The organism is Halorhabdus rudnickae (assembly GCF_900880625.1).
Lineage (GTDB): Archaea > Halobacteriota > Halobacteria > Halobacteriales > Haloarculaceae > Halorhabdus > Halorhabdus rudnickae.
Genome location: NZ_CAAHFB010000001.1, coordinates 2,243,867 through 2,268,804 on the forward strand (window position 1 = coordinate 2,243,867; position 24,938 = coordinate 2,268,804).

Annotated in this window: 24 protein-coding genes, 1 tRNA gene and 1 pseudogene; 12 read left to right on the forward strand and 14 right to left on the reverse strand. The window is 63.9% G+C overall.

Features of this window, described 5'->3' with window-relative positions; translation table 11 throughout:
- The first annotated feature begins 143 nt into the window (after window positions 1-143).
- The 5 genes and pseudogenes from BN2694_RS11200 to BN2694_RS17760 form a co-directional block, all read left to right on the forward strand.
- Window positions 144-1,862, forward strand: a complete 1,719-nt coding sequence (locus BN2694_RS11200) for a vWA domain-containing protein (RefSeq protein ID WP_135665269.1) — start codon at window positions 144-146, stop codon at window positions 1,860-1,862.
- A gap of 48 nt (window positions 1,863-1,910) precedes the next feature.
- Entirely contained in the window at window positions 1,911-3,008 is a 1,098-nt protein-coding gene (locus tag BN2694_RS11205; protein ID WP_135665271.1) for a DUF373 family protein, read from the forward strand.
- Between the two features lie 51 nt (window positions 3,009-3,059).
- Window positions 3,060-3,134, forward strand: a tRNA-Arg gene (locus BN2694_RS11210).
- A 384-nt stretch (window positions 3,135-3,518) separates the two neighbouring features.
- A complete protein-coding gene (locus BN2694_RS11215) occupies window positions 3,519-4,169 on the forward strand; it encodes a helix-turn-helix domain-containing protein (protein ID WP_135665273.1) in 651 nt (216 codons plus the stop codon).
- Between the two features lie 83 nt (window positions 4,170-4,252).
- A pseudogene (locus tag BN2694_RS17760) lies at window positions 4,253-4,471 on the forward strand (nucleotide-binding protein); the annotation flags it as partial.
- Window positions 4,472-4,698: 227 nt separating this feature from the next.
- On the opposite strand, the gene BN2694_RS11225 reads toward BN2694_RS17760, so the two are convergent.
- Both BN2694_RS11225 and BN2694_RS17940 read right to left on the reverse strand, forming a co-directional pair.
- A complete protein-coding gene (locus tag BN2694_RS11225) occupies window positions 4,699-5,799 on the reverse strand; it encodes an aminopeptidase (protein WP_135665275.1) in 1,101 nt (366 codons plus the stop codon).
- Window positions 5,800-5,853: 54 nt separating this feature from the next.
- Window positions 5,854-5,982, reverse strand: coding sequence for a DUF7859 family protein (locus BN2694_RS17940; RefSeq protein WP_280176676.1), 129 nt, complete (start codon window positions 5,980-5,982; stop codon window positions 5,854-5,856).
- Window positions 5,983-6,114: 132 nt separating this feature from the next.
- Here BN2694_RS17940 and BN2694_RS11230 point away from each other — a divergent pair, with 132 nt between their 5' ends.
- A complete protein-coding gene (locus BN2694_RS11230; RefSeq protein WP_135665277.1) occupies window positions 6,115-6,993 on the forward strand; it encodes an ArsR/SmtB family transcription factor in 879 nt (292 codons plus the stop codon).
- A gap of 102 nt (window positions 6,994-7,095) precedes the next feature.
- On the opposite strand, the gene BN2694_RS11235 is transcribed toward BN2694_RS11230, so the two are convergent.
- Complete coding sequence (locus BN2694_RS11235) at window positions 7,096-7,611, reverse strand: metallophosphoesterase (protein WP_135665279.1); 516 nt, start codon at window positions 7,609-7,611, stop codon at window positions 7,096-7,098.
- A 75-nt stretch (window positions 7,612-7,686) separates the two neighbouring features.
- Between BN2694_RS11235 and BN2694_RS11240 the strand changes: the two genes are divergently transcribed.
- Both BN2694_RS11240 and BN2694_RS11245 read left to right on the forward strand, forming a co-directional pair.
- Window positions 7,687-8,637 carry a cation diffusion facilitator family transporter gene (locus BN2694_RS11240; RefSeq protein ID WP_135665281.1) on the forward strand — a complete coding sequence of 317 codons (951 nt, stop codon included), beginning with the start codon at window positions 7,687-7,689 and terminating at the stop codon, window positions 8,635-8,637.
- 42 nt (window positions 8,638-8,679) lie between these two features.
- Window positions 8,680-10,848 carry an ATP-dependent DNA helicase gene (locus BN2694_RS11245; protein WP_135665283.1) on the forward strand — a complete coding sequence of 723 codons (2,169 nt, stop codon included), beginning with the start codon at window positions 8,680-8,682 and terminating at the stop codon, window positions 10,846-10,848.
- Here the strand turns inward: BN2694_RS11245 and BN2694_RS11250 are convergent.
- The gene (locus tag BN2694_RS11250) at window positions 10,821-11,378 is read right to left on the reverse strand and encodes an NUDIX hydrolase (RefSeq protein ID WP_135665285.1); all 558 of its coding nucleotides are present in this window, start codon (window positions 11,376-11,378) and stop codon (window positions 10,821-10,823) included. The two genes, BN2694_RS11245 and BN2694_RS11250, sit on opposite strands and share 28 nt — an antisense overlap.
- Window positions 11,379-11,800: 422 nt before the next feature.
- Here BN2694_RS11250 and BN2694_RS11255 point away from each other — a divergent pair, with 422 nt between their 5' ends.
- Window positions 11,801-13,048, forward strand: a complete 1,248-nt coding sequence (locus tag BN2694_RS11255) for an RNA-guided endonuclease InsQ/TnpB family protein (RefSeq protein ID WP_135665287.1) — start codon at window positions 11,801-11,803, stop codon at window positions 13,046-13,048.
- Between the two features lie 130 nt (window positions 13,049-13,178).
- Here BN2694_RS11255 and BN2694_RS11260 read toward each other — a convergent pair whose 3' ends face one another.
- From BN2694_RS11260 to pheA, 3 genes are all read right to left on the reverse strand, one after another.
- Window positions 13,179-13,628, reverse strand: a complete 450-nt coding sequence (locus BN2694_RS11260) for an Hsp20/alpha crystallin family protein (protein ID WP_135665289.1) — start codon at window positions 13,626-13,628, stop codon at window positions 13,179-13,181.
- 245 nt (window positions 13,629-13,873) lie between these two features.
- Window positions 13,874-14,221 carry a TRAM domain-containing protein gene (locus BN2694_RS11265; protein ID WP_135665291.1) on the reverse strand — a complete coding sequence of 116 codons (348 nt, stop codon included), beginning with the start codon at window positions 14,219-14,221 and terminating at the stop codon, window positions 13,874-13,876.
- Between the two features lie 75 nt (window positions 14,222-14,296).
- Window positions 14,297-15,103 carry a prephenate dehydratase gene (gene pheA, locus BN2694_RS11270; RefSeq protein ID WP_135665293.1) on the reverse strand — a complete coding sequence of 269 codons (807 nt, stop codon included), beginning with the start codon at window positions 15,101-15,103 and terminating at the stop codon, window positions 14,297-14,299.
- A gap of 128 nt (window positions 15,104-15,231) precedes the next feature.
- Here pheA and BN2694_RS11275 point away from each other — a divergent pair, with 128 nt between their 5' ends.
- Both BN2694_RS11275 and BN2694_RS11280 read left to right on the forward strand, forming a co-directional pair.
- Window positions 15,232-16,758: a serine/threonine protein kinase gene (locus tag BN2694_RS11275; protein WP_135665295.1), complete on the forward strand. Its 1,527-nt coding sequence runs from the start codon at window positions 15,232-15,234 to the stop codon at window positions 16,756-16,758.
- A 53-nt stretch (window positions 16,759-16,811) separates the two neighbouring features.
- Entirely contained in the window at window positions 16,812-17,678 is an 867-nt protein-coding gene (locus BN2694_RS11280; protein WP_135665297.1) for a sugar phosphate isomerase/epimerase family protein, read from the forward strand.
- 151 nt (window positions 17,679-17,829) lie between these two features.
- Here BN2694_RS11280 and thsA read toward each other — a convergent pair whose 3' ends face one another.
- Entirely contained in the window at window positions 17,830-19,518 is a 1,689-nt protein-coding gene (thsA, locus tag BN2694_RS11285; RefSeq protein WP_135665583.1) for a thermosome subunit alpha, read from the reverse strand.
- 177 nt (window positions 19,519-19,695) lie between these two features.
- On the opposite strand from thsA, the gene BN2694_RS17175 reads away from it, so the two are divergent.
- The gene (locus tag BN2694_RS17175) at window positions 19,696-19,908 is read left to right on the forward strand and encodes a hypothetical protein (protein WP_167880019.1); all 213 of its coding nucleotides are present in this window, start codon (window positions 19,696-19,698) and stop codon (window positions 19,906-19,908) included.
- 49 nt (window positions 19,909-19,957) lie between these two features.
- Here BN2694_RS17175 and BN2694_RS11295 read toward each other — a convergent pair whose 3' ends face one another.
- The 6 genes from BN2694_RS11295 to BN2694_RS11320 all read right to left on the reverse strand — a co-directional run bounded on the left by BN2694_RS11295 (window position 19,958) and on the right by BN2694_RS11320 (window position 24,767).
- A complete protein-coding gene (locus BN2694_RS11295; RefSeq protein WP_135665299.1) occupies window positions 19,958-20,506 on the reverse strand; it encodes a KH domain-containing protein in 549 nt (182 codons plus the stop codon).
- Window positions 20,507-20,580: 74 nt separating this feature from the next.
- Window positions 20,581-21,483, reverse strand: a complete 903-nt coding sequence (locus BN2694_RS11300; protein ID WP_135665301.1) for an acyltransferase — start codon at window positions 21,481-21,483, stop codon at window positions 20,581-20,583.
- 89 nt (window positions 21,484-21,572) lie between these two features.
- Complete coding sequence (radA, locus tag BN2694_RS11305) at window positions 21,573-22,619, reverse strand: DNA repair and recombination protein RadA (RefSeq protein ID WP_135665303.1); 1,047 nt, start codon at window positions 22,617-22,619, stop codon at window positions 21,573-21,575.
- A gap of 115 nt (window positions 22,620-22,734) precedes the next feature.
- Entirely contained in the window at window positions 22,735-23,076 is a 342-nt protein-coding gene (locus BN2694_RS11310; protein WP_135665585.1) for a hypothetical protein, read from the reverse strand.
- Between the two features lie 226 nt (window positions 23,077-23,302).
- Window positions 23,303-23,533 carry an Lrp/AsnC ligand binding domain-containing protein gene (locus BN2694_RS11315; RefSeq protein WP_135665306.1) on the reverse strand — a complete coding sequence of 77 codons (231 nt, stop codon included), beginning with the start codon at window positions 23,531-23,533 and terminating at the stop codon, window positions 23,303-23,305.
- A 118-nt stretch (window positions 23,534-23,651) separates the two neighbouring features.
- On the reverse strand, window positions 23,652-24,767 hold the full coding sequence (locus tag BN2694_RS11320) for an outer membrane lipoprotein-sorting protein (RefSeq protein WP_135665307.1): 1,116 nt from the start codon (window positions 24,765-24,767) through the stop codon (window positions 23,652-23,654).
- Window positions 24,768-24,938: the final 171 nt, after the last annotated feature.

A 24,938-nucleotide genomic window follows, 5' to 3' on the forward strand; every position in this document is an offset into this window, starting at 1 on the left:
CTAGACCCGTCTGAACCGTATAAGCCGTGCGACTTCGACAACACCGGCCGATTGGGAACCGTTCGCGCGCGAGTGGCTGCATACCTCAAACGCTCACTTGACTCTTCAACTCACTTATGGTATGTGGCGGGGTACGGACGCACATGGATCACGACAGACGACAGTTCCTCCGTCTGGGTGCGATCGGTGCCAGCGCGGCGTTGGCGGGCTGTACCGGTCTCGTCGAAGGAGACGGCCCACTGACGGAAGACGAGGACGATCCGGAACGCATCGACGACTGGCAGTACGATCCCGCCCAGCGGACCGATGGTCTGAACGCAAGCGGCGGTACCGCCCTCCAGTCGACCGCCGGGAGCGCAGCCGAAAGCGCCGACCTCGGTTTCGCAACTGGCGGAGCTAAGAACGTCGCCGACTTCCGGCGCAACGTCGAGGAGGGGTACCTTCCAGTCCCCGAGAGCCTCCCCTACGAAGGCCTGTTCTACAACTACTACTTCGACACCGGTGGGTCGGGCGAGTGCTCGTCGCTGTTCTGTCCCTCTTATGCGACGGCGATCACGGAGGATCCGCTCGGGGACTCGACGGATCGCTATTTTACTGTCGGGCTGAATTCGACACTCGATACAGAATCCTTCGAGCGAAAACAGCTCAACGTCGTGATCGTCCTGGACATATCCGGATCTATGGGTTCGGAGTTCGATCAGTACTATTACGACCGATTCGGCAACAAACACACCGTCGAGGAAGACGACAGCCGCTCGAAGATGGCCGTCGCCAAGGACGCCCTCGTCGCGTTGACCGAGCACCTCGAACCGGACGATCGGCTGGGGATCGTCCTGTTCAACCACGAGGCGAGTGTCGCCAAACCCCTTCGAGAGGTCCAGACGACGGACATGGACGCGATTCGCGGGCACGTCCGCGAGGACATCCAGGCCGGCGGAGGGACGAACATCGCCGACGGCATGAGCGAGGCTGCCGACATGCTCGGCGAGTACAGCGACGCCGATCCGACCGCGGTCGAGACCAGACAGATCGTCGTCACCGACGCGATGCCAAATACGGGCCAGACTGACGACCGAGTACTGCAGGACCGCCTTTCCGGCTACGCAGACGATGGGATCCATACGAGCTTTGTCGGCGTCGGCGTCGACTTCAATCCCGAACTCGTCGATGAGATCACGGCCGTTCGAGGGGCCAATTATCGGTCGGTCCACTCCGCCGAGGACTTCGAGTCCTATCTCGGCGACGAGTTCGAATACATGGTGACGCCCTTGGTGTATGACCTCTCGGTCGAACTCGACGCATCCGGGGCCACGATCGAGACAGTGTATGGTTCGACGGCCGCCGAGGAGGCGACTGACGAACTCCTCGAAGTCAACACGCTGTTCCCCTCCCCGACGGCGGACGGTGAAACCCGCGGCGGGGTGGTCCTCGTCAAGCTCGCGGGGGACGCCGAGGGCGCGGAGTTGACCCTTCGGGCGTCCTGGGAGGACCGCTCTGGTTCGACCGACGAGACGACGACCACAGTCGACTTCCCCGATAGCTCTCCCGAGCACTTCGACAACACCGGGATCCGAAAGGCCGTACTGTTGGCCAGGTACGCTGATCTCCTGAAGAACTGGATGGTCCACGAGCGCGATCCCGAACGGATCGATGTCACGGCCGACGACGCCATCGACGTGCCGCCCGGCGAACTCCCGCTCGGCGAGTGGGAACAGCAGTCCCAGCCGCTGTCGGTCTCTGATCCCTACGAGTCTCGGCTCAGGAGTTTCCGGGAATACTTCCAGCAGGAAGTAGATCGGATCGGTGACGACGCCCTCGACCGGGAGGTCGAGACGATGGACGAGATCCTTGCGTCGGGGTGAGTCGCTGGCCCGGAAAAGTGTTAAACGCCCGTGGCGTATCCCCGCTCGATGCTGTTGGTCCTCTGTGTGGACCTCGACGATGACATCGGTCGCAAGACGGGTGTCGAGACGCCGGTCGTCGGACGCGATGCCGTCGAGGGGGCCGCTGTCGCGCTAGCGACTGCCGATCCTGAGGACAGCGACGCGAACGTCCTCTTCGAGGGGATACACCTTCACGACGAACTCCGTGAGGAGAGTTCCGAGTCGGTTGAGGTCGCCGCGGTCACGGGGACTGAGGGTAGCGACGTCGTCGCCAACCGGGCCGTCGGCGAGGAGATCGACACTGTCCTGGCTGGCCTGACCACTGGCGAGGACATCCGTGCGATCGTGGTCACCGACGGTGCCCAAGACGAGAGCGTCGTTCCGGTCATTCGCTCGCGGATCGACATCGACGGCGTCCGGCGCGTGGTCGTCCGCCAGGCGGAGGATCTGGAGTCGATGTACTACACCATCAAGCAGGTGCTGAACGACCCCGAGACGCGTGGGACCATCCTTGTCCCGCTGGGCATTCTGTTGCTCATTTACCCGTTGGCCGTGCTCGCGGACGTCATGGGTATGCCCGGCGACGCTCTCGGTGTCGCCTCGGGCCTGCTCGGGCTCTATCTCCTCTCGCGGGGGTTGGGGCTCGGCGAGTGGCTCGATGCGGCTGTCGAGCGCGCCCGCACGGGCCTGTACGCTGGACGAGTCACGATCGTCACCTACGTGGTCGCGCTGACACTGCTGGTGATCGGTGCTGCCAGCGGTTTTGAGATGTTGACTGCCGTCCGCGAGGGGCCGGGAATGCTCGGCGCCGGCGAGACGGTCGCCGCGGTGATTGCGGGCTCGATCCACTGGCTCGCTGCTGCGGGGATCACTTCTAGCCTCGGACAGGTCACTGACGAGTACCTCGCCGGGGCGTTCCGCTGGCGATACCTCAATGCCCCGTTTTACATCCTCGCGATCGCCGGTGTCGTCCACGCCGTGAGCCTGTACGTGCTCGGGCGTGTGGACCTCTCGTACTTGGCCATGATGTTGACCGCGGGAACGTTGCTGGGCCTGTTCAGCACGCTCGCGTTCGCGATCGCGGAATCGAGGATCGGTGGGGGCGAACCGCGAGTCAGCACCTGATCGCGTTCCGAATCCGGGCGCTTTTTGCTCCCCCTCGTTTGTCTCCTGACGGGGCACGTAGCTCAGTTCGGATAGAGCGTCGGACTTCTAATCCGACGGTCGTGGGTTCGAATCCCACCGTGCCCGTTATCTGCGAACGATAGTGAGCAGTAACGGCATCAGGATTCGAACTACGGCAGGCCGAGCGAAGTGAGGTCTGGCATCGAGTGAGAATCCCACCGTACCGGTCCACCTTTTTCCTTCGTCGGGAGCACGTAAGCGCGCCCTCTTTGCAAAACGTGGGCAAAAACGCCTGCGAGCGCACTCGCAGCGAAACGGTTCGCGGCGCTCGCCGTATCTCACCACAGCCCCGCAATCGCTACTTACGTCTCGAACTCGTCGTCCCACCAGCACTCCGTTAGGCCGGATCTCTTCTCTGATGAGCGAGAGTGTACATTCGTCGTCATCCGTCGGTCGCGTAGTACGCGGCTGAGGTCGTGATGTTAACCCAGTCCCAGCCGAAGTGTGACTATGAGTCTGGTCTGTGAGTTCACGCTGGTCAGCGATGCTCTCCCGCTGACGGATGTCGTATCGACACTCGAGACAGACGTCAACGTGGAGCGTGTGATCACCGAGAGTCCGGCACGGCCCCATATTGTGGTCTCGAAGCACGATTTCGCGCCTGACCGTCTCGAGGCGGCGCTGGGGAACGGATCGGGGGTGATCAACGTCGTCAGCCTCGAATCGACGTTCGAGGAGACGCGCGCCAGAGTGACCGTCGACCGACCGGTTCCGGATGTCTACGAGCGGTTAGTCTCGTTGCGGACATATCCGGAAGGGGCGACGGTGACCGAGCGCGGGTGGCGCGCCCGGACGCACTTCGCGAGTCGCGATGACCTGGCGGCGTTTCGAGAGGCTTGCATCGAGTCAGGCATCGAGTTTCACCTGACGCGATTGTTCGAGGCGCGAGCCGACACTACGGACGCGTACGGGTTGACACCGAGTCAGCACGACGCGCTTGTGGCCGCCTTCGAGGCGGGGTACTTCGCGGTGCCCCGTGAGGCGACACTGGCTGATCTCGCAGACGAACTGGACACGACGACCTCGGCACTTTCGGAGTTGTTGCGCCGCGGCCAACAGCAGTTACTGTCCCAGACAGTCGTCCATCCGGCCGATTTTTGATGTGCAGGAAATGTCCGGGTTAACGGTTCACGGCGCGGGCGTCTACCCCTGTGCGAGGAGGTAACGCCCAGGAGACACCAATCATGACAGGCGAAACGATATTCGTCAGCTCCACTGGCTTTGGCACTGGTGTCGGCAAGAGTTTCGTCACGAGCCTGCTGTGCCGGTTACTCGACGACGAGGGATACGACGTCGCGCCGTTCAAGACCCTCAACCTCACGCCAGTAACGTATACTGTCGACGGATCGGAATTCGGCTACGCACAGGCGTTGCAGGCGGTCGCCGCACGCACTGATCCGGACCCGCGAATGAATCCGTTCATGCCCACGCCGAACGGCGACGGGACGATCGATCTGGTGTTCGGTGACGATACTCTGCGTGAGAACGTCGGCATCGTCGATGGGCCACTCGCTCTCGCCACTCGTCTGTTCCGTCTGTCGCCACTCGCCTATTCAGGGGGGGTATTGGAGGGTATTCCACCCGGAAACACCCGTACAAGACCGGACGCTCACTCCGTTCGCGTTCGGGGTCAGTCGTCGAAGCCGTCTTCGAAGCGGAACGTCCCGTTTCGCTGGACAATCTTGCCATCGACTTCGATGAAGCTGTCCTCGCTCATGTCGACGATCATGTCGACGTGCTGGGCCGACTCGTTTTGCTCGTTGCCCTCGCCGACGTTGTCCTCGTAGGCGCGCCCGACCGCCATGTGGACGGTGTCGCCCATCTTCTCGTCGAAGAGCATGTTGTACGTGAACTGGTCGATGTCGCGGTTCATCCCGATTCCAAGCTCGCCAAGGCGACGCGCGCCCTCGTCGGTGTCGAGGATGCTCGAAAGGAGATCCTCGTTCTTCGAGGCGCTGTGTTCGACGACCGCACCGTCCTCGAAGACCAGTTGGGCGTCAGTAATCTCCCGACCCCGGCGGTAGACGGGCTTGTCGAAGAGCACCTCGCCCTCGACGCTGTCGGGGATCGGCGCGGTGAATACCTCGCCACCGGGGAGGTTGTGGCTGTCCGTGTCGTTGATGACGTGGTTACCGGCGACCGACATGGTGACGTCGGTGGTGTCGCCGCTGACGATGCGGACCTCACTCGCGTCTTCCAGGATATCGACCATCTGTGACTGGAACGCCCGCTGCTCGTCCCAGTCTTTGAGGATCGCGTCGTAGACGAAATTCTCGTAGGCTTCGGTGCTCATCTCGGCGAGCTGGGCGTCGGCAGGCGTCGGGTGCTGGGTAAGCGTCCAGCGGTCGGTCAACCGCTCGTTGAGAATCGGCTGGTGTGCCTTCTCGTAGTCGGAATTGACCGCGGGGGGAACGTCTTCCAACTCGGTGACGTTCGCGTGGGCGCGGATCACGGCGTGACAGTCCGCGGCCTCGACCAGTGCCTCCTCGTGGGGTGGCGTCTCGAAGTCCACGTCGGCGGCGTCGGCGGCCTGGAGGTAGTTCCGGATGGCGCGCCCGCTACGGTTGGTGCGGATCGCGACGGGGTGGGCACCGCGGTCGCCGGCGACCTCGTAGAGCGCGACGACGAGGTCCTCGGCCGCTGGTTCGCTCTTGATGAGAAAGTTGTCACCGGCGCTGAGATCGATCGCGTCGGCGATCAGCTGTGCGTGCTCGCGGATACGTGGATCCATGACGCCGTTTCCTTCTCGACCGCCGGCCAAACCAGTTTCGTCACGCCGGCGGGCCTACCCGCCGCGCTTGCCCTCGCGCATCCCCTCGCTAAACCCGGTCGCGATCCGCCGGAGAAACAGGTAGACGAAGAAGACGAACGCCAGCAGGACGACGACGATTGCGACCAGTACCGGATCGACCATGCTCGCCGGTTGCGCTCGGGATGGCATAGGTGTTTCGTCGGTCTGTCCGTCGTCTACGAGGAGGACGCCGGAGGTGGACTCGTTGCCTTCCCCGGACGTTTTTGGTCACCCCTCCCGGATCTTGGGGCGAGTATGTCCCTGTTGCCCTCCGAGCCAGATACGTCGGACACTGAGGAGTCCAGCCCGCGTGTCATCGGGGTGGATAGCGACGCGGCCGACGACCTCATCGCGGCACTGTCCTCGGAGACGGCCCGCGAGATTCTCGCCGCTCTCCACGACGAACCGGCCCCGCCGTCCTCCCTCGCCGATCGCGTCGATACCAGCCTCCAGAACGTCCAGTATCACTTAGAGAACCTCGCGGAGGCCGGTGCCGTCGAAGTGATCGACACCGTCTACTCCGAGAAGGGCCGTGAGATGGACGTCTACGCGCCGGCAGATCGGCCCCTGGTCATCTACGCGGGCGAGCAGTCCCGAACCCCCACTCTCCGGGAAGCACTCTCGCGACTCCTCGGCGGGATCGGCGTGCTCGCGCTGGCCAGCGTCGTCGTCCAGTCGCTATACGGCGACCGTAGTGATCTCGGGTTCGGCAGTGGTCCACCACCTGCGGACGTGGGCGAGAACATGACGGGAACGACGACGGTCCTCGAAGACGGTGGGGACACGGTACGACGGGCGACCGAGACCGTCACGGAAACGAGTGAGCCGGCCGGAACTGTGACTCGAACGGAAACAGCTGTCGAGACGGCCGCCCCTACGCAAACCGAGACTGCGGTCAAAACGACGACGGAAGTGTCGACAGCCACACCGACACAGACCGAGACCGCGATCGAAACAGCGACAGAAGTGCCGACAGGGACCGAGACGCCCGTCGAGACGGTGACCGAGACCGTCGACGCGGTGACGGCTGTCGCGCCCGACGGGGGCGGGGGACTCCCGCCTGGCTTGCTCTTTTTCGCCGGTGGCGTCACGGTGCTGGTCGCGATCGGCGTCCTCTGGTACGTCCGGCGATGATGGGTCAAACGACTCTTTGATCCTCCGATGTCGTTTTTGTCCTCTCCCCCGTTGATCGAAGTGCGCTGACCCGCTTCGGCCCTCCCGATCGCACGCACCCGATTACCCCCCTCCCAGAACCTGCTCGCGGTCGACCGTTTGGCCTTCACCAGTCCTGAGTTCGACCGTTAGCGTTCCCCCTTTCGGTCGCAATTCCGCGTGGGTCGGGGGGCCACCCCGCGGGTCGGCGTGGCTTCCCGGGTTCACGACCGGCAGGTCACCTACCCGCTCGATCCCGGGGCGGTGCGTGTGCCCGACGATTGCGAGGTCTGCCTCTCGTTCTCGGGCCAGCAACGGCAGGGACGTTCGATCGTGTTCGTGTCCGTGGACGACCAGCAGCTTCCAGCTATCCCAGTTGACGGTCCGTACCGCTGGGAGTCGCTCGCGTAACTCAGCCGTGTCGCTGTTGCCGTGGACGGCGATCAACTCTTTCGCCCGTTCCTCGAACGCCTCGTAGACTGCCGGCGTCGTGAAATCCCCGGCGTGGACGACACGTTGTGCCGCTTCGAGTGCCGTTCTTGCCCGGTCAGTCAGCCGCAGGGTTCCGGTCCCGTGGGTGTCAGCAAGCACAGCGAGCATATCGGATGGACGACTGCCCCGCTCAAAACCGCCTCGACCCCGACCTACTTGTGACTCCCCGGCGGAGCGTGTCCCATGGCCGGCAGTCGCTCCGTCGTGATCGCGGCACTGTTCGCCAACGGCGCGATCGCGCTGTTGAAGTTCGGTGCCTTCCTGCTGACCGGGAGCGCGGCGATGCTTTCCGAGACGTATCACTCGATCTCTGACACCGGCAACCAGGTGTTCCTGCTGATCGGGATCCGCTACGGAGCCCGCGAAGCCGACCGTCGCCACCCCTTCGGTTACGGGAAGGCCCAGTTCTTCTACTCGTTTCTGGTCTCGGTGCTCCTCTTTGGCATTGCGGGCTGGGAGAGCGTCAAACACGGCTACGAGAAGTTGGCTGAGGGAGGCCACGCCGTCGAGGCGCGAGCCCCGGAACTGCTGGGTTACCAGATCGAACCCGTCTACGTCAACTATGCGGTGCTGCTGGGTGCGATCGCCTTCGAGAGCTACGCCTTCCTGAAGGCCTACCGCGTCATGAGTGACCAGATCGACGAGCACGGCTGGTCGGGCTTTCCAGATGCCTTCCGGAAGACCAGCGACGTAACGACGCTGACGGCCCTCACCGAGGACACTATCGCCCTGGCCGGGGCCGGGCTGGCACTATTTGGCATCTTCCTCTCGCGACAGACCGGCAACCCGGCTTACGACGCGGCCGCCGCACTGTTGATCGGTCTCATGCTGATGGGGTTTGCCGTCGCGCTGGCCTGGGAGAACAAACGCCTGCTGCTCGGTGAGAGCCTCCCGCAGGAGGATGAGAGTCGCCTCCGGGAGATCGTCACCGACGGCGACAACGTCCGGGGAATCGTCGACTTCCGGACGGTCTACTTCGGCACTGACCGGGTACTCGTGGCTGCTGACGTGGCGTTCGATCCTGAACTGGACACCGACGAGATGGACAAGACGATCACCGCCATCGAGGATGCACTGGTGGCTGCCGACGAGTCAGTCAAGAAAGTCTATATCGAACCCGAGACCAGCGCCTGACGCGAGCGAACGCTTTTGTCACGCCCTCCCGAACTCTCGGGCGTGTCGTCCGAGCGCGATCACGAGCGGTTCTTCCCCTACGAGGAGCCCTACGACCACCAGCGCGAGGCCATCGAGGGGATCGCCGAGGCACTCGAAAGCGAATCGGACGTGCTGCTCGAAGGGGCGACGGGAACGGGCAAGACGCTGGCCGCGTTGACGCCCGCCCTGGAGCACGCCCGTCGCACGGACAAGACGGTCGTCATCACGACCAACGTCCACCAGCAGATGCGCCAGTTCACCCAAGAGGCCCGGGCTATCAACCGACAGCAGTCCATCCGGGCGGTCGTCTTCCGCGGGAAGGCATCGATGTGTCACATCGACGTGGGCTACGAGGAGTGTCAGGCCCTCCGGGATACGACTCACGATCTCGTCGACGCCGAGAGCGAACGCGCCGACCTGGAGCGCCGCCAGCGCGAACTTCTGGAGGAGAGTCAGGCGGGCGACAGCGAGGCAGCCGAGGCCAGGTCGACAATCATGGACGAACTCGAATCGGTCGGTGAGGAACTCGAAACCCTTCGCGAGGAACAATCTACCTGCGATCACTACTATCACAACCTCACGGGCAACACCGACGACTTCTACGCCTGGCTCTACGACGACGTCCGTACGCCCGACGAGGTCTACGAGTACGCCGAGCGCCAGGGCTTCTGTGGCTACGAACTCCTTAAAGACGGCATCGAGGGCGTCGATCTGGTGATCTGTAACTACCACCACCTGCTGGATCCGTTCGTCCGCGAGCAGTTCTTCCGCTGGCTCGGCCGGGATCCCGAGGACGTGATCGCGGTCTTCGACGAGGCCCACAACGTCGCCGACGCCGCCCGCGACCACGCCCGCCGGACGCTCGCCGAACCGACACTCGAACGAGCGATCGACGAACTCGAGGGCAGTGACGACCCGCGGGCCGACGCCGCGATGAACGTCCTGACGACGATCCTGACCGCATTGGGAGACACCTACGAGGACGCCCTGGCATTCGGGCAACGCGAGACTGTCGACGACGACTGGCACGATCTCGCGATCGACAACGAGGACGCTCGCGACGACCTCACGCTTTCGATCCTGCAAAACTACACCGGCCCGGGCGTCCGGGAGGACTTGGAGAGTGCGATCGAACTCGGGCAGGCCCTCGACCAGCAATACGAGGAGGCCTTCAAGGACGACGAGACGAGCACGCGCAAGGAGTGTCCGACGCTTCAGGCAGCGACCTTCTTCGACGCCTGGATCGAGGAGAGCGACGAGTCAGGTCTCTACCCGGTGGTAAGCGTCCGCCGGGAGGACGGAGACGGCGATCTGTACGGCCGTGCGGAACTCTATACGGCGATTCCGCAGCGCGTGACCCGGGATCTGTTCGACGATCTCTACGCCACGGTGCTGATGAGTGCAACCCTGCGTCCCTTCGACGTGACCGAGGACGTCCTCGGCCTCGACGATCCGACGACGATGGCCTACGGACCGCAGTTCCCCGAGGAGCGCCGGCGGACGTACGCGGTCGACGTCCCCGCGTTGTTCGCCAGCCGACGGGACGACGCGGATCTTCAGGACACCGTCGCCGATGTCGTCGAGGACGCTGTCCGGATGACGCCCGGGAACACTCTCGCTTTCTTCCCGAGTTACGCCGAGGCCCAGCGGTATCACGACCGGGTGAGCGTCGGCGCGACGCGCTACCTCGACGAACCTGGCACCCCCGCTTCCGAGTTGCGCGAGACCTTTACCGACGATGACGACGGTGTGCTGTTCACGTCGCTGTGGGGGACCCTCGGCGAGGGGGTCAGCTACGACGGCGACGACGCTCGGACGGTCTTGGTTGTCGGCGTCCCCTATCCCTACCTCGACGAGCGCATGGACGCCGTCCAGGTGGCCTACGAGACAGCCTTCGACGGTGAGGAGGCCGGGTGGCGCTACGCCGTCGAGATCCCGACGATTCGAAAGACTCGACAGGCGATGGGACGGGTGATCCGCTCACCGGAGGACTTCGGAGCGCGGGTGCTGATCGATCGCCGCTACACCGAGGAGGCTGAGATCGAGATGTCCGAGTACGCCGTCCGGGGTACCTTCCCCCCGGCCGAACGCAAGGAGATGATCGATGTCGATCCGGAGAAACTCAAGTTCGGCCTGCTGAACTTCTATCGCGATCTCGACGCTTACGACGGCGAGCCGCCCGCTCCCTGATCGTTCGGACTCGCGACCGTTTCGATGGCGTCATCGAACACTGATCGGTACTCCGGCTCTAGGTGGGCGGATTCGAGTTCTTCCGGCTCGAAGTACCGGACGGCAGCGGCATCTGAGCCTGCCGTCGGTGTCCCGGAGACAGCGTCGGCCGAGGTCACGTACACGACGACCAGCGTATAGCCCCCGTTGGCTCCCGGGCGCAGTCGCGTCGCCAGCAACGAGATGTCTGCAGCGTCGACACCGAGACCCGTTTCCTCGCGCAGCTCCCGGACGGCCCCTTCCGGTGCCGGTTCGTCCCATTCGAGATAGCCCGCCGGGAGACTCCAGGCGCCGGCCGCGGGCGGACCGGTACGCTTGACCAGCAACACCGACGGGGGATCGTCCCGAACGACGAGCACGCCCGCTGCGGGATCCGGATTGCGGTAGACGACCCACTCACAGTCGGGGCAAAACCGTCTCGATCGTCCTTCTCGCTGTCGCTCGACGAGAACCGTCCCGCAATGCGGACAGTACGCTGGGGCCGCTGTCATTGGCGATCAATCGATCAGCTCACGCAAAGAAGTCTCCATTTGCTTGCGCCGCGGATGGGTCCGTCCTCCACCGACGACACCGCTCATACTACCGGCTATGAGTTCGTCAAAATCACAGTGGTGGCGGCTGCCTTCAGTTTGGTACAGCCGGCAGTCAGCGTAATTCAAGGTGGGGCCTCAGGCCTCAAGTCGAGAGGGACCGGAGGTCCCTCTGACCATTCGAACGGACGCTTCGCGTCCGTGAGAAGAGAGCGAACGGAGTGAGCGAGTAGGCCGGAGAGGACAGCGCGGCGCTACGCGCCGCGGGCCGTGCGAACGGGCACGGAGTGCCCGTGAGCAGAAACCGACATAGTATGACGTAACCGCATACTCCGACCGGCCGACTCCCGAACGTATAAGTACCGTCGGGATCCCTCTGAAGTATGGACGTGCGTCGAACTGCCGTTGTGAAACTTGACCATTCCGATGAGCAACGCGACGCACTCCACCGGACTGCCGACCAATACCTGTACTGCGCGAACCGAACCGCCGACTACTGTTGGTCCGACACCTCCTACACCGAGTGTAAGACCAACAAGCGAGAGGTTCGTGACGCGCTCTACGCCGACCTCCGAGAGGAGACAGAGCTCCAGGCACAACTCGTCCAAGCCGCCATCAAACGCGCCGTCGAAGCCGTCAAAGCCTGTGTCGAACGCTGGAAAAAAGGACAGCGTGTCTCTTGCCCCACGTTCACCGCCGAAACGATGGACTACGACGCACGGAGCGCGACCTTCTACCGCAACAAAGTGTCGCTGGCAACTGTTGAGGGCCGGGTTGAACCGTCGTTCACCCTCCCGGCAGACAGCCCGACGCCCTACGAGCGGTATGTTCTCTCCGAAGACTACGAGTTCCGCGAGAGTACGGTTCGGTACGACGCGGTGGGCGACGAGTTCTACATCCACATCTCAACTCGGCGGAGAAACGGCGACGACGAGGTTCCGGCAGATACCGGGCACCCCGACCAAACGGTCCTCGGTATCGACCTCGGCGTCAACAGTCTCGCCGTCTCCTCTACCGGCACGTTCTGGCAAGGAGACGACTACGACCATTGGTGCCGTGAGTTCGAGAAGCGACGTGGAGAGATGCAACAGCGCGGTACACAAGCCGCACACAACGCCCTGCTTCGCCTCGGTAAACGCGAAGAAGCGTGGCGGAAACAATACATCCACAAGGTCGCCAACGAGCTCGTTACGGAAGCCGTCGAACACGACTGCGACGTTATCGTGTTCGAGGACTTGACCGACATACGCGAGAGGCTTCCACAGGCAAAGTGGCACCACATCTGGGCGTTCCGACGCCTCTTCGAGTACGTCTCCTACAAAGCACCCGAACAGGGTGTCTCCGTGGAGCAGGTCGCGCCAAACCACACGTCCCAACGCTGTTCTCGGACAGACTGCGGGTTCACACACGAGGACAACCGCCACGGCGAACACTTCTGTTGCCAGAAGTGCGGGTACGAGGTGAACGCAGACTACAACGGCGCGAAGAACATCGGGCTACGGTACGCTCGGAAGCGGACACACAGACTCCGTTCCTCGCCCAAGCCGGGGAGCGGAGACGCAGAAGTAGACCTGCGTATAAATGGTGGGACGTTGAACGGCGAGAGTCATCAGCAGATTGCTGCCGACTGATCGCCGGGAGTCCACATCAAAGCCACCGAAAGGCGAAGCCTTTCGAGGCCTCGATAGAGCGCCGCTCTATCGGTGGCCCCACCTTCAAGGACCGAGGCGCGTATGCGCCGAGGGAGTAGGGTGGGGTAGTTTACTTGACGGGGATCGTCCGACCGTCACCCTCGCCGGGCCGCTCTTTCGGGAGTGTGACTGTAAGGACGCCGTTCTGATAGCTCGCCTCGGTGTCGTCCTCGGTGACGCGCTGGGGGAGTGTGACGCTCCGGCTGACCGACTGCTGGCGACGCTCTCGCCGGACGAACGTGATTTCCTCGCCTTCGCTCTCGTCCTCGCTGGTCACGTCTGATTCCGTCTCAGCGCTGATCCGGAGGGTGGTAGCGTCGGGCAGTGTCACGTCGATATCGTCGCTCTCGTATCCCGGGAGGTCCGCGGTGACGACGAACGTATCGCCCTCGTCGCGGACGTTGACGGGGATCCCCCCGAGCGAGCCTGCGAAGTCCGTCGGATCCAGTGACTCGAACTGGCGGCTCATCCGGTCGAACATGCGGTCGATCTCGTCGAACGGGTTGGGTTTCGATGGCATGGCTCTCTCCGAATTGACTGTACGTCGGCCAGCGACTTAACTGTCACTTTGACTATCATAGGGCAGCTATCAGGCCGCTGTCGACGGCACGTCCCGGTCTGCAAAACGAACGTGGCCAGGAATCGACCCGTCACGGCGGATCTCGGTCGAATGCGTCGTGTTTCTCGCGGCGGATCACGACCGCCATCGTCGCATTCCTCGCGGCGGAACTCGACTGAAAGTGTCTCGTTTCTCGCGGATGCCACTCAGTGTTTGTCGACGAACGTCGCGTCTGCTGAGGTCCGTCCCTCGTTGAACGAGAGTACCTTCCCGCGGATGACGTCGCCCTCGCTGACGTTGGACGGGACGTCCTCCGTGAACAGCACGAACCCCTCGACCTTCCCCACGGCGATCCGTTCGCCGGAGTGGTGATCGGTAAACTCGACGACGCCGAACTCGTACACCTCGCCGAGTTCGACAGGCGGCTCCCGGTCCTGGGCGGCCTCGTGTGCCTGCCTGGACGCGGCGGTATCAGACGACCGTCCCCACCACAGCAGCGCCACGATCACGAGGACGAGGCCCACCCCGCCAGCGACGAACCAGAGTTCGTCCATGTCTCGCCTCAGATCGTGCTGCCCAATGACAGTGGCGGTTGGTGGAGGTGACCCATCTGTCCGTCAAAAGCACGCTCACTCCACGACGTGTTGGGTATCGTACGACCCGAGTCGGCGCACCCACCCCTCGCTGGCCAGTTCCTCGATGTCCTCTATGGCGTCCTGTAGCCGCTGCTCGTACAGCCCCGCTTCGACGTCGATGTGAAACAGGTAGTCTCCGAGGCGCTCGCCGCTGGGGCGCGACTCCAGCCGCGTCAGGTTGACGTTCCGCTCGGCAAAGGGTTCAAGCAGCTCAAGCAAGAGGCCGGGGTAGTCGACGTTGGGGTAGACGATCAGCGAGGTCTTCCCGCCCTCGATCGAGCGTTCCTTGGGACCGGCGATGACGAAGAATCGCGTCGCGTTGGAGGTCCGATCTTGGATGTCCTCGGCGAGGACGGTCAGGTCGTCGCTGGCGTTGTCGGGGTGGCCGATCGCTGCGACCGTCGGGTCTTCGCGGGCGTGTTCGACGCCGCGGGCGGTGCTGGCGACCGCCTCCAGGTCGGCCACGGGATAGTGGTCATCGAGATAGCCGCGACACTGGGCCAGCGCCTGGGCGTGACTGGCGATCGTCTCGAAGGACTCTCCCTGGGCGAGCAGGGCGTGGCGGATTGGCGTGATGACCTCCGCGACGACCGCCACGTCGGATTCCGTCAGGCTGTCCAGCGACTCGGTGACGCTGCCTTCGATGCTGTTCTCGATTGGAATGACGCCACGGTCGCACTCGCCGTCGTCGACCGCGTCGACGATGGCCGAGACCGACTCGGTGAACGCCACCGATTCGGAGACCGCCGCGGCGGCCCGATGAGAGTATGTCCCCTCGGGTCCCAGGGTAATCGTTCGCATGCGGGAGGCTTCGACGCTCCGGCCCTAAAGGGTCGCGGTCGGCAGGGTGAGTGCAGTCACCTGATTGTCGAATCGTGTGACGGCCGTCTGACTGAGGTTCTTGAGCCCGCAGGCGAATTGATCGGACGATGGGAGTCGACCAGGTCGACGCAAGCGAGGACGCCCCCCGGCCGGGCGAACCCGACGCGGCGGACGTCCTCTCGCTGATCCTGCCGTCGGTGCTCGACGGGCTGTCCGCCGAGGGCCACCGCACGCGCGTCAGCGCGGCCTGGACGGCCTGTCGGCTGGCCGACGAGCGTCCCGAACTGGGCGCCGAACTCGCCGATCGCCTCGTTCGCTCGGCGGATCGAACGCCCAGGGAGCCGCTGGTCAGGACCCTCTCCTCGTTACACGAACGCCACCCCGAGTCGGTCGGCGGCGCCCTGCGAGCCTTCGACGGGACTGTCGTGCGGGCGGTCCGGCGAGCCAGCAGCTGGGACTTCGACGCCGAACTGCGGGCCGACGGGGGCGGTGGGGCCGTGGCCGACCAACAGCGGGTCGTCGACGCCGACGCCCCGGGCGTCACGGTCTATCAGCGTCAGATGCCCGAGGAACCCGACTCACTCGACGCCGAATCGTCGGAAGCTGGCACCTCGTCTCCGGGCGATGCCGTCGCTGACCCGTCAGACGACGACGCGGCCGGGTCAGTCGACACCGCCGGTTCCGACGACACGGTCGGGACCGACTCTGCTTCCGTCACGGAGGCGGAAAGAGGTGAATCTGAGGGGGCGGACGGCTCGGATCCTGCAGCCGAGCGACGCCGCCGGATCCAGGCCGCCGAGAACTCCGAGTCCTTCGCCGCAGTCCAGTTGGTCAGTGACTTCGACGAGGTGAGCGTCGTTGATCCCCCGCGTCGCGGGCGGTACGGCCACGTGCTCCCCTCGCGGGGCCGCATCGACCAGGCCGAGTACGGCGTCGACCTGCTGTTTTTCGATGAACCCGGGGAAGACGCCAGGTCGTTCGGGTCCGCGATGGGCAAGCGCCTCCGGCAGTGGTACTGCGCCGACGAGGCGTCCGGGATCGCTGCCGTGGCGGACTACGGCGATCACCCCCGTCCCTGGGTTGCGACGCCCCGGGCCGAGACGACGCTGGCCGACCGCGACCCGTCGGACCTCGATGTCGCGTTACGGGACGCCCGTGAACTCGCTGCAGGGCTGGTGGCTGCTCACGAACGTGGACTCGTTCACGGCGGGATCGATCCGCACGATGTGGTGTATCCCGCGACCGGGTTCTCGTCCGATCCTGCCCCGAGCCTCTCGCATCTCGGAGTGATGACTGTCTTTCGTGAGCACTTTGGTCCCGCCGAGTACGTCGATCCTCGCTACGCCGCCCCGGAGTACTTCGACGACAGTTACGGCGACATCGATCACGCGACTGATGTCTATCACCTCGGTGCCGTCCTCTACCGGCTGTTCACCGGCGAGGCCCCGTTCGACGGAGACTACGAGACGGTCAGGATGGCGATTCTCGCGGACGGAACGCCCCACCCCAGCGATGTTCGGCCCGAGATACCCGAAGCCGTCGACGAGGTGGTCGCCAAGGCTATGGCGCCGCGGAAGCTCACTCGCTACGAGGCCGCGACGCAGCTTTCACAGAGTCTCGACCGTCTCGGATGAGGGCATGACACGTAGCGAGCGGGAGAACATCACCCTGCCCCACCGGTGGATTCATGCTCTGTCCGGGTGTCTCTGTGCTCGTGTTTTGGAATCTTGATCCGGCGCCGATCGGTGTCGAACGGTCGTTCCCCGAGGCGGCCACACTGGCGGCGACGCACGGCTTCGACGGCATCCAGGTCGACCTGGGATACCTTCGTGATCACGGTAGATCGGACTATCGGGCTGTACTTGACAAACACGACCTTCGGTCGGGCGCACTTGCTCTTCCGTTCGATATTGACGCCGAACGCCCGGACTACGAGGCCGGTCTCGATCGGTTGGAAGCGGACGCCGACGCCGCGGCCGCAATCGGCTGTGAATGTGTCTCGACGTATATTCGCTCGTTCAGCGACGACCGCCCGTTCGAGGAAAACCTCGCGTTCCACCGCGAGCGAATCGAGCCCATCGCCGAAATCCTGGCTGAACACGATCTAGCACTCGGCCTGGAGTACCTCGGTCCCCCGACGCTCCGTGAGGGTCACGAGTACGAGTTCGTCCACACTGCCGACGGGATGGGTTCTCTCATCGACGGACTGGAGGCGTCGAACGTCGGATTCCTGCTCGACAGCTGGCACTGGTATACCGCCGGTGACGGTGCTGACGCCCTCCAGGCACTCGATCCCGGGGCCGTCGTCGACGTCCACGTCAACGACGCGCCGGATCGCCCGCGAGACGCCCAACAGGACCTCGACCGGCGGCTCCCCGCCGAGACGGGCGTCATCGACATCGAGACGTTCCTCGTGGCACTCGACCGGTTGGACTACGACGGGCCGGTGACTCCCGAACCGTTCAGCGACCGGGTTGACGCCATGGACGACGACGCGGCCGTCGCGGCCACGAGCGAAGCGTTGTCCGCCGCGTTCGATCGCGCCGGACTCTGAGAACGAGGGACAGATATCTCAGCGGCTGGTTTCGCATCGATAATTTCGCTCGGGAGCAGTCGCTGGGAGGATGAACACAGAAGAAAGACGGTCAGAACGCCACTGTGCGGCGCGAGGGACTGCTCGGGATGGGCGTGTGTTCAGACAGCGATCACATCATGCCGCCCATACCGCCGCCCATGCCGCCCATGCCGCCGGGGCCGCCGCCCATACCGCCGGGGCCGCCGGGGCCGCCAGCGCCGGGTCCTTCCTCGTCGTCATCGTCGCTGGAGCCACCCTTGAGGTCGCCCGCGGCGATCACGTCGTCGATGCGGAGGATCATCACGGCGGCCTCCGTCGCGCTCTCGACGGCCTGGGTCTTCACGCGCAACGGCTCGACGACGCCGTCGTCTTCCATGTCGACGATGTCGCCGCTGTAGGCGTCCAGACCGACGCCCGTCTCGCCGCCGTCGTGCTGACTGCGGAGATCGACCAACGAGTCGATCGGATCGAGGCCCGCGTTCTCGGCGAGCGTGCGCGGGACGACGTCGATCGCGTCGGCGAAGGCTTCGACGGCCAGCTGTTCGCGGCCGCCGACGGAGTCGGCGTGGTCACGCAGCCCCAGCGCGAGCTCGGCCTCGGGAGCCCCGCCGCCGGGCAGGACCTTGCCGTCTTCGAGCGTGACCCGGACGACGCCCAGCGCGTCCTCGATAGCGCGCTTGACCTCGTCGGCGACGTGCTCGGTGCCACCGCGAAGGATCATCGTGACGGCCTTGGCGTCTTCGACATCCTCGACGAAGACCCGGCTGTCGCCTGCGACTTCCTTCTGGGCGACGCTGCCGGCGAAGCCGAGGTCCTCGGCGGTGATGTCGTCGATATTCGAGACGATCCGTGCGCCCGTCGATCGCGAAAGCGCCTTGATGTCGGACTTCTTGGCGCGCCGGACGGCGAGAATGCCCTCCTGGGCCAGGTAGTGCTGGGCCATGTCGTCGATGCCCTTCTGGCAGAAGACGACGTCAGCGCCAGCCTCTTTGAGGGTGTCGACCATGTCCTTGAGCTGGTCCTCTTCCTGATCGAGGAACTCCTGGAGCTGGTCGGGATCCGTGACGTTGACCTCGGCGTCGACCTCGGTCTCCCGGACTTCGATGGCGGTGTCCAGGAGTGCCACGTCGGCGTCCTCGACCGCGTAGGGCATGTTCTCGTGGACGCGCTCCTTGTCGACGAGGACGCCCTCGACGAGTTCGGACTCGTCGATCGAGCCACCGACGACGGTCTCGAGTTTGACGTTGTCGGTGTCGATCTCATCGTCGTCGGCGACCGACTGGACGGCCTTGACAACCAGTTCCGAGAGAGTGTCCCGGGCGCTCTCGGCGCCCTTGCCCGTCATCGCCGTCGCGGCGATGGACTCGAGCTTCTCGGTGTCGTCGGTCGAGACCTCGATGGCGTTCTCTTCGAGAATCTCCTTTGCCTTCTCGGCGGCCTGGCGATAGCCCTGTGCCAGAACCGTGGCGTGAATGTCCTGATCGAGGAGTTCCTCGGCCTTGCTGAGGAGTTCGCCGGCGATCACCACGGCGGTGGTCGTCCCGTCGCCGACCTCGTCTTCTTGGGTCTGGGCGACCTCGACAATCATGTTCGCCGCCGGGTGCTCGATGTCCATCTCTTCTAAGATGGTGACACCGTCGTTCGTGACGACGACGCTGCCCGCGTCGTCGACGAGCATCTTGTCCATGCCCTTCGGACCGAGTGTGGTCCGTACCGCTTCGGCGACGGCCGTCCCGGCCGTGATGTTCATCGACTGAGCGTCTTTACCCGAGGTCCGCTGGGAGTCCTCGGACATGATGATGAGGGGCTGATTACCCATCTGTTGAGCCATAGTCAGGCAAGGATTGAATGTGATTCTATAAAAAAGTAACGTTCCGGGTCCCGATATGGGGGGTAGGGTGACGGACTGAGCGCTACCATGTGAGCTTGTCGCAGGCTTTTAAGTACCATATCGTCCTGCCGAAACGATTTCCGGGTCCAGAGAGGTCGGCCTGCCGTGTCGCCGGCCGGGTCGTCAGCGATCCATACTGAACCGACGGTGGCGGAGTTCGGGAGTGATCCGGATCCGATCGATGTCCTGGCTAGTCCGGTACCAGACGAACGCCACGTCCGTGAACAGTTCTCGACACTCCAGGCGGACTTCACGGGGGCTGTCGCCGATCCGTTCCTGGACAGCGGCGATAGCCGAGGACTCAAAGAGGTCCGGTGATTCGCCGTCGTACTCCCCGCCCCGGAAGTACGCGACGATCGCCGATATCTCAGCCGGTGAACTTGTGATACTCGAGGCCGGCGTGTTTCATCTCGTTGTGGCGCCGTTCGAGGAACGAGTACACGGAGCCGTGTGGGGCACCATCCAGCAGCATCTCGACGGCTTCCCGGACCGCATCTACCTGTTCGGGGCCGCCGATGATCGACAGCGTCGAGCCGTAGATGACGACGGCGGCGCCGGTCAATTCCTCCATCAATTCCCGCGTGCGACCGTTCTCGCCGATGAGTCGGCCCTTGATCCGCTTGAGGTCGTTGGGGTTGCGGGCGGCAGCGTCGATGTCGATGACGTCGAACATGATCATGTCGTCATCGAGCAATCGGAAGGCCTCCTCGGGAGCGAACCCGCGGCCGATGGCCTTGACGATGTCGGGACCTTTCAGTCCAGTCACGGGATCGCCGATGGACTCGACGGCGACCGCACCCGTCTCGCTGTCGATGTCCAAGCGCACTTCCGCGCGCTCTTCGATCTCGCGCATCGTCTCACCCCCCTCGCCGATCAGCACGCCGATCCGGTCCTGCGGAATCTTCACGTGTTGCATGTACGAGACGTAACGCCCGCGTTCAGTTAAGTATCTCGCACTCTCCTGGTCAGCAGCGACCGCTTTTCGGACCCTTAGACGTTCGGCGGTTGCAGGTCGCGGCCGAACTCGTCGAAGGCGTCGAGGTCGTCGGGCAGGTCGTACTCAAGGCGACGCTCTTCCCGTCGGTCCACGGTCCCGTTCTCGACCGGCTGGGCGACCGATTCCCAGCCGTCTTTGACGGCGATAGATTTTGCCGGCGTTCCGGCAGCGATATGGTGGGCAGGGACGTCCGTCCCCGCGATACTCTTGGCCGCGAGGATGGCGTTGGCGCCGATCCGGACGCCCGCCCGCACCATCGAGTCGTAGGTCAACCGGACGTCGTCCTCGATGATCGTGTGGTAGTTGCGGACTTCAGTCTGGTCGACGACGTCGTGGTCGTGGCTGTAGACGTGGACGTCGTCGGCGATCGAGACGCGATCGCCGATCGTCAACTGCCCGCGGTCGTCGAGGTGCACATCGTCGTGGATGACGACGTTGTCCCCGACTGTGATGTTGTGGCCGTACGAGAACGTGATCCCCTTGAAGAACCGGCAGTCCTCCCCGCAGGACTCGAAGAGATGGGAGGCGAGCATCCGCCGGAAACGAAGCGCGAAGGCGACGTTGTCGGCCATCGGCGTCGAATCGAACTGTCGCCAGAGCCACTGGAGATACTTCGATTCCTCGTAGCGCTGCTCGTCTTTCTCGGCGTAGTACTCGCTCTCTAGGGTCGCATTGCAGGGGTCGTACCCTTGCAGGCGGACCCGCTCGGCCGGTGAGACGTTCTTGCCGGCCTGCCAGCGCTCGTAGGCCTCCCGATCCCCGTGGAGGTCGACGAGGACGTCCTCGACGACGTCGCAGGTGTCCTCCTCGCTCGCCAGTCGCTCGTCGACTTCGCGGATGAACTCCCGGAGCCCCTCCTCGGCGAAGGGCGGCAGGGAGACGTGGCGCTTCGTCATGCCACCCCGTACGTGGGTCGGGAGTGAAATGGATTGTCGTTACGGAGAAGTCACCTGATGACGGCGGTCACATCGGCCTGGGTGTCCGCTCACTCGGCCATCAGGCCGCCTTCCTCGACGCGCATGACGCCCTCGCCGTCGGGCAGGTTCGGCGCGTCGACGAGGCGGACGATCCGCTTGTCGCCCTTGGACTTGCGGAGGTACAGCCGGAACGTCGAGGTGTGGCCGAGGATGTTCCCGCCGATGGGCTGGGTCGGGTCCCCGAAGAAGGAGTCCGGGTTCGCCGCGACCTGGTTGGTGACGACGACGGCCGTGTTGTTGAGGTCGCCCACCCGCATCAGGTCGTGGAGGTGCTTGTTGAGTTTCTGCTGGCGGTCGGCGAGTTCGCCACGGCCGACGTACTCCGCCCGGAAGTGGGCAGTCAGCGAGTCGACAGCGAGCAGCCGGACAGGGAACTCCTCGTCTTGGCCTTCGCTGGCGAGTTCCTGGGCCTTCTCCGCGAGCAGGATCTGGTGGTTGGAGTTGAACGCCTTCGCGACGTGGATCTTATCGAGGATTGACTCGACTAAATCGTCGAAGAGGTCGTCGTTGCCGGCGTCGGCCTCGCCGTCCTCGGCGATACCGTGCAGGACCATCGTGTCCTCGATTACGTCCTCGTCGAGCCCGTCGACCATCTGCTCGATACGCTCTGGACGGAACGTGTCCTCGCTGTCGATGAAGATCGAACTGCCTTCGAGCCCACCGTGTTCGGCCGGGAGCTGGACGTTGACCGCCAGCTGGTGGGTGACCTGGGACTTGCCGGCGCCGAACTCACCGTAGACCTCGGTGATCGACTGGGTCTCGACGCCGCCGCCGAGCAGTTCGTCGACCTCTTCGACGCCCCAGGAGAGCTTACCGATCTGTTCGCGTCGTTCCAGGACCTCCGCGCCACTCTCGAACCCGCCGATGTCGGCAGCCTCGCGGGCGGCCTGGATGATGTCTGCGGCACTGGACTCGCCGATGTCTGCCGTATTCGAGAGTTCACCGGGACTGGCGACTGCGATCCCCTGATAGGAGTCGAATCCGTTTTCCGTGAGTTTCTCGGCCGTTGCCGGACCGACGCCCGGCAAGTCTTCGAGATCTTCTGATGCTGCCATACCACGCCGTTACGCCCCCTGTTATTTAAAGCCTCGTTAACACCAGGGTGAAAGTGAAACGCGGGGCCGACGATCGACACTCGGTCGGATGGTCCGGCGTGTCCCCGTCGATACGTCACCGCGGCTCAGGTGGCGAGTCTTCCCGGCGATCGGGTAACTCGACTTCTTCGGGTGCGGGCATCCAGAAGTAGTCGAAGGTCACCCCGAGGGCGAGCGGCCCGACGATCGTCACGGCGACGACGGCAACCGGACTGGCGAGGTTCGCTCCGAGACCCAGGAACCCGCCCAAGACCAGCGTCGAGACGAGCAACGCCAGCGAGCCCAGCAGGACGGCATACAACGGCCCGGCCCAGATAGTCGTCATGCGCACGCGGAAAAATCGAGTGAGTAGTGCGGCGATCGCCGTGTTCGAGAGGACGATTATCGCGAGGCCGATCGCGTCGACGGCGCTCACCATACCCGACGCGACGCCCCCCACTCCCTTTGCCGTGTCGCTCCCGGCACGATCGTGAACGGCTCTGTCCAGTCGATCTACTCTCGCCCGCTCTCGATCATTCGCACCTTTCTCCTTCTCGTGGTTTACGCGTGGCAAGGCGCTCGTATTTGTCTGTCCCTCGCTGTTCACGGCTCGTTTCACGCACCGTTGGCCGGGTTCGAGGCACTCGTATCCGTTTGCGCCCCGATCACTCCAGACAGATGTACGTCCGCGTGTCGGCGACTCCCTCAAGATCCCGAATCCCACTGGCGACCGATTCCATGATCTCGTAGACGTTGTCCCGTTCGGCCTCGACGATGAGGTCGTACTGTCCTGCGACGATATGGGCCTCCACGACGCCGAGCGCGTCTCGTACGTCGCCCAGAAGCCCCTCGGCCTTGCCAGCCACTGCCTTCACCATGATGAACGCTCGGACCATCGTAGTCTGTGGTACGATGTGACATATCATGAAGGTTTCCCCGATCGACCGATCGAGTCAGGACTAGCCCGTCGTTCGGGATGCTGCTGGGTACGACGCAAAATCGTCGAGAACGGTGTTACTCGCCGACGATCGACTCGGCGATGTCCATCGCTGTTCCGTTTTCGATCTCCCCGTAGAGGGAATAGGCCTGTTCGTCTTCTGCCCAGTGCAAGGACGTGAACTCGTCGCTGTCGTATCGGTATCCGGCCGTCTCACCGACTTCGACGGCTTCGTACCGATCCGACTCCTCGTAGATCGACTCGTTGAAGGGGTCGGCACGGGTGTTGACGCTGATCGTCTCCTCGCCGTCGGTGTATCTGAGGCTGACGCTGTAGTAGTCTTCGCCCTCGACGATCGTGCCCTCTTGGAAGCTGAACGCTGCCGCGAGTTCCTCAGCCGGCAGCGACAGGGTAGCCTGGGTCGAGAGGTCGTCGTAGCTCTCGTAGGCCGAAACGTCAGGGCCGACGTACTCCGACGGTTCGGACGTGTCTGCCGGCACGTCGAGTTCGAACGTCGACTCCGGAATTTCTTCGTTGAGGGTGACGTTACTGTGGGTGACTGTCGAACTGTACGTGTACGTTTCGCCCGTTCTTTCGCTTTCTATTCGGACCGGGAAATACGTCTCCGTATCGACGAAGACAGTCAGCGACATTTCCACGTCTGTCTCCGCTTGTCGTTGCGGCGTCGCCTCCAGCACGTAGGTGTCGTTTCCATTGACGGTGTCCATCCCCGCGAGTTCGTAGCTCACGAACGATTCGTTGGCCAGCACGTCCAGCGTCGGTAACAGGGTCTGTTCCCCGCTGATCTCGTACTCGGAGACGGTGTTCTCGGCGGGATCGTACGTGCGGATCGCACTCTCGTTCATCACTGTCGTTGTGTTGCTCCCGACAGTGGCGTTCACGGTCTCGGTTCGCTTCTGGATGTCTTCGAGGTCAGCGACGACGTGAACCGTCCGCCGACTCGTCTCATTTCCGAACTCCGATTCGGTCGTCCGGGTGAATTCGACGGTTTCGAGTGTCGAAAGGCGTTCGACGAACGAGTCGATCACGTCGTCTTCGTCGGCCGGTTCGGTTGTCTGTACGTCAGTTGTGGCGGGCGTCTCGGCGAAGGCGATCCCTGCGCTGCCGGTGGTTATCAATGCGGCTGCGAGGAGGATCGCGAGGACCGCCGGGCGGCTAGTGGTCGAAGCCATTGCGAGTGCTCTTACGGCTCTCCTTCATAAATCAGTCTGGCGGCGTTGCGCTACCGGCAGGTCGACCCAAGACTTACCAATCCTGATCGTCCCGACATCACATCGACGGACACGAGTGGCCGTCGGCGAGTGTCGTCCTGTCGGAACCGTCTCCCCGTTCCGGATGGCGCT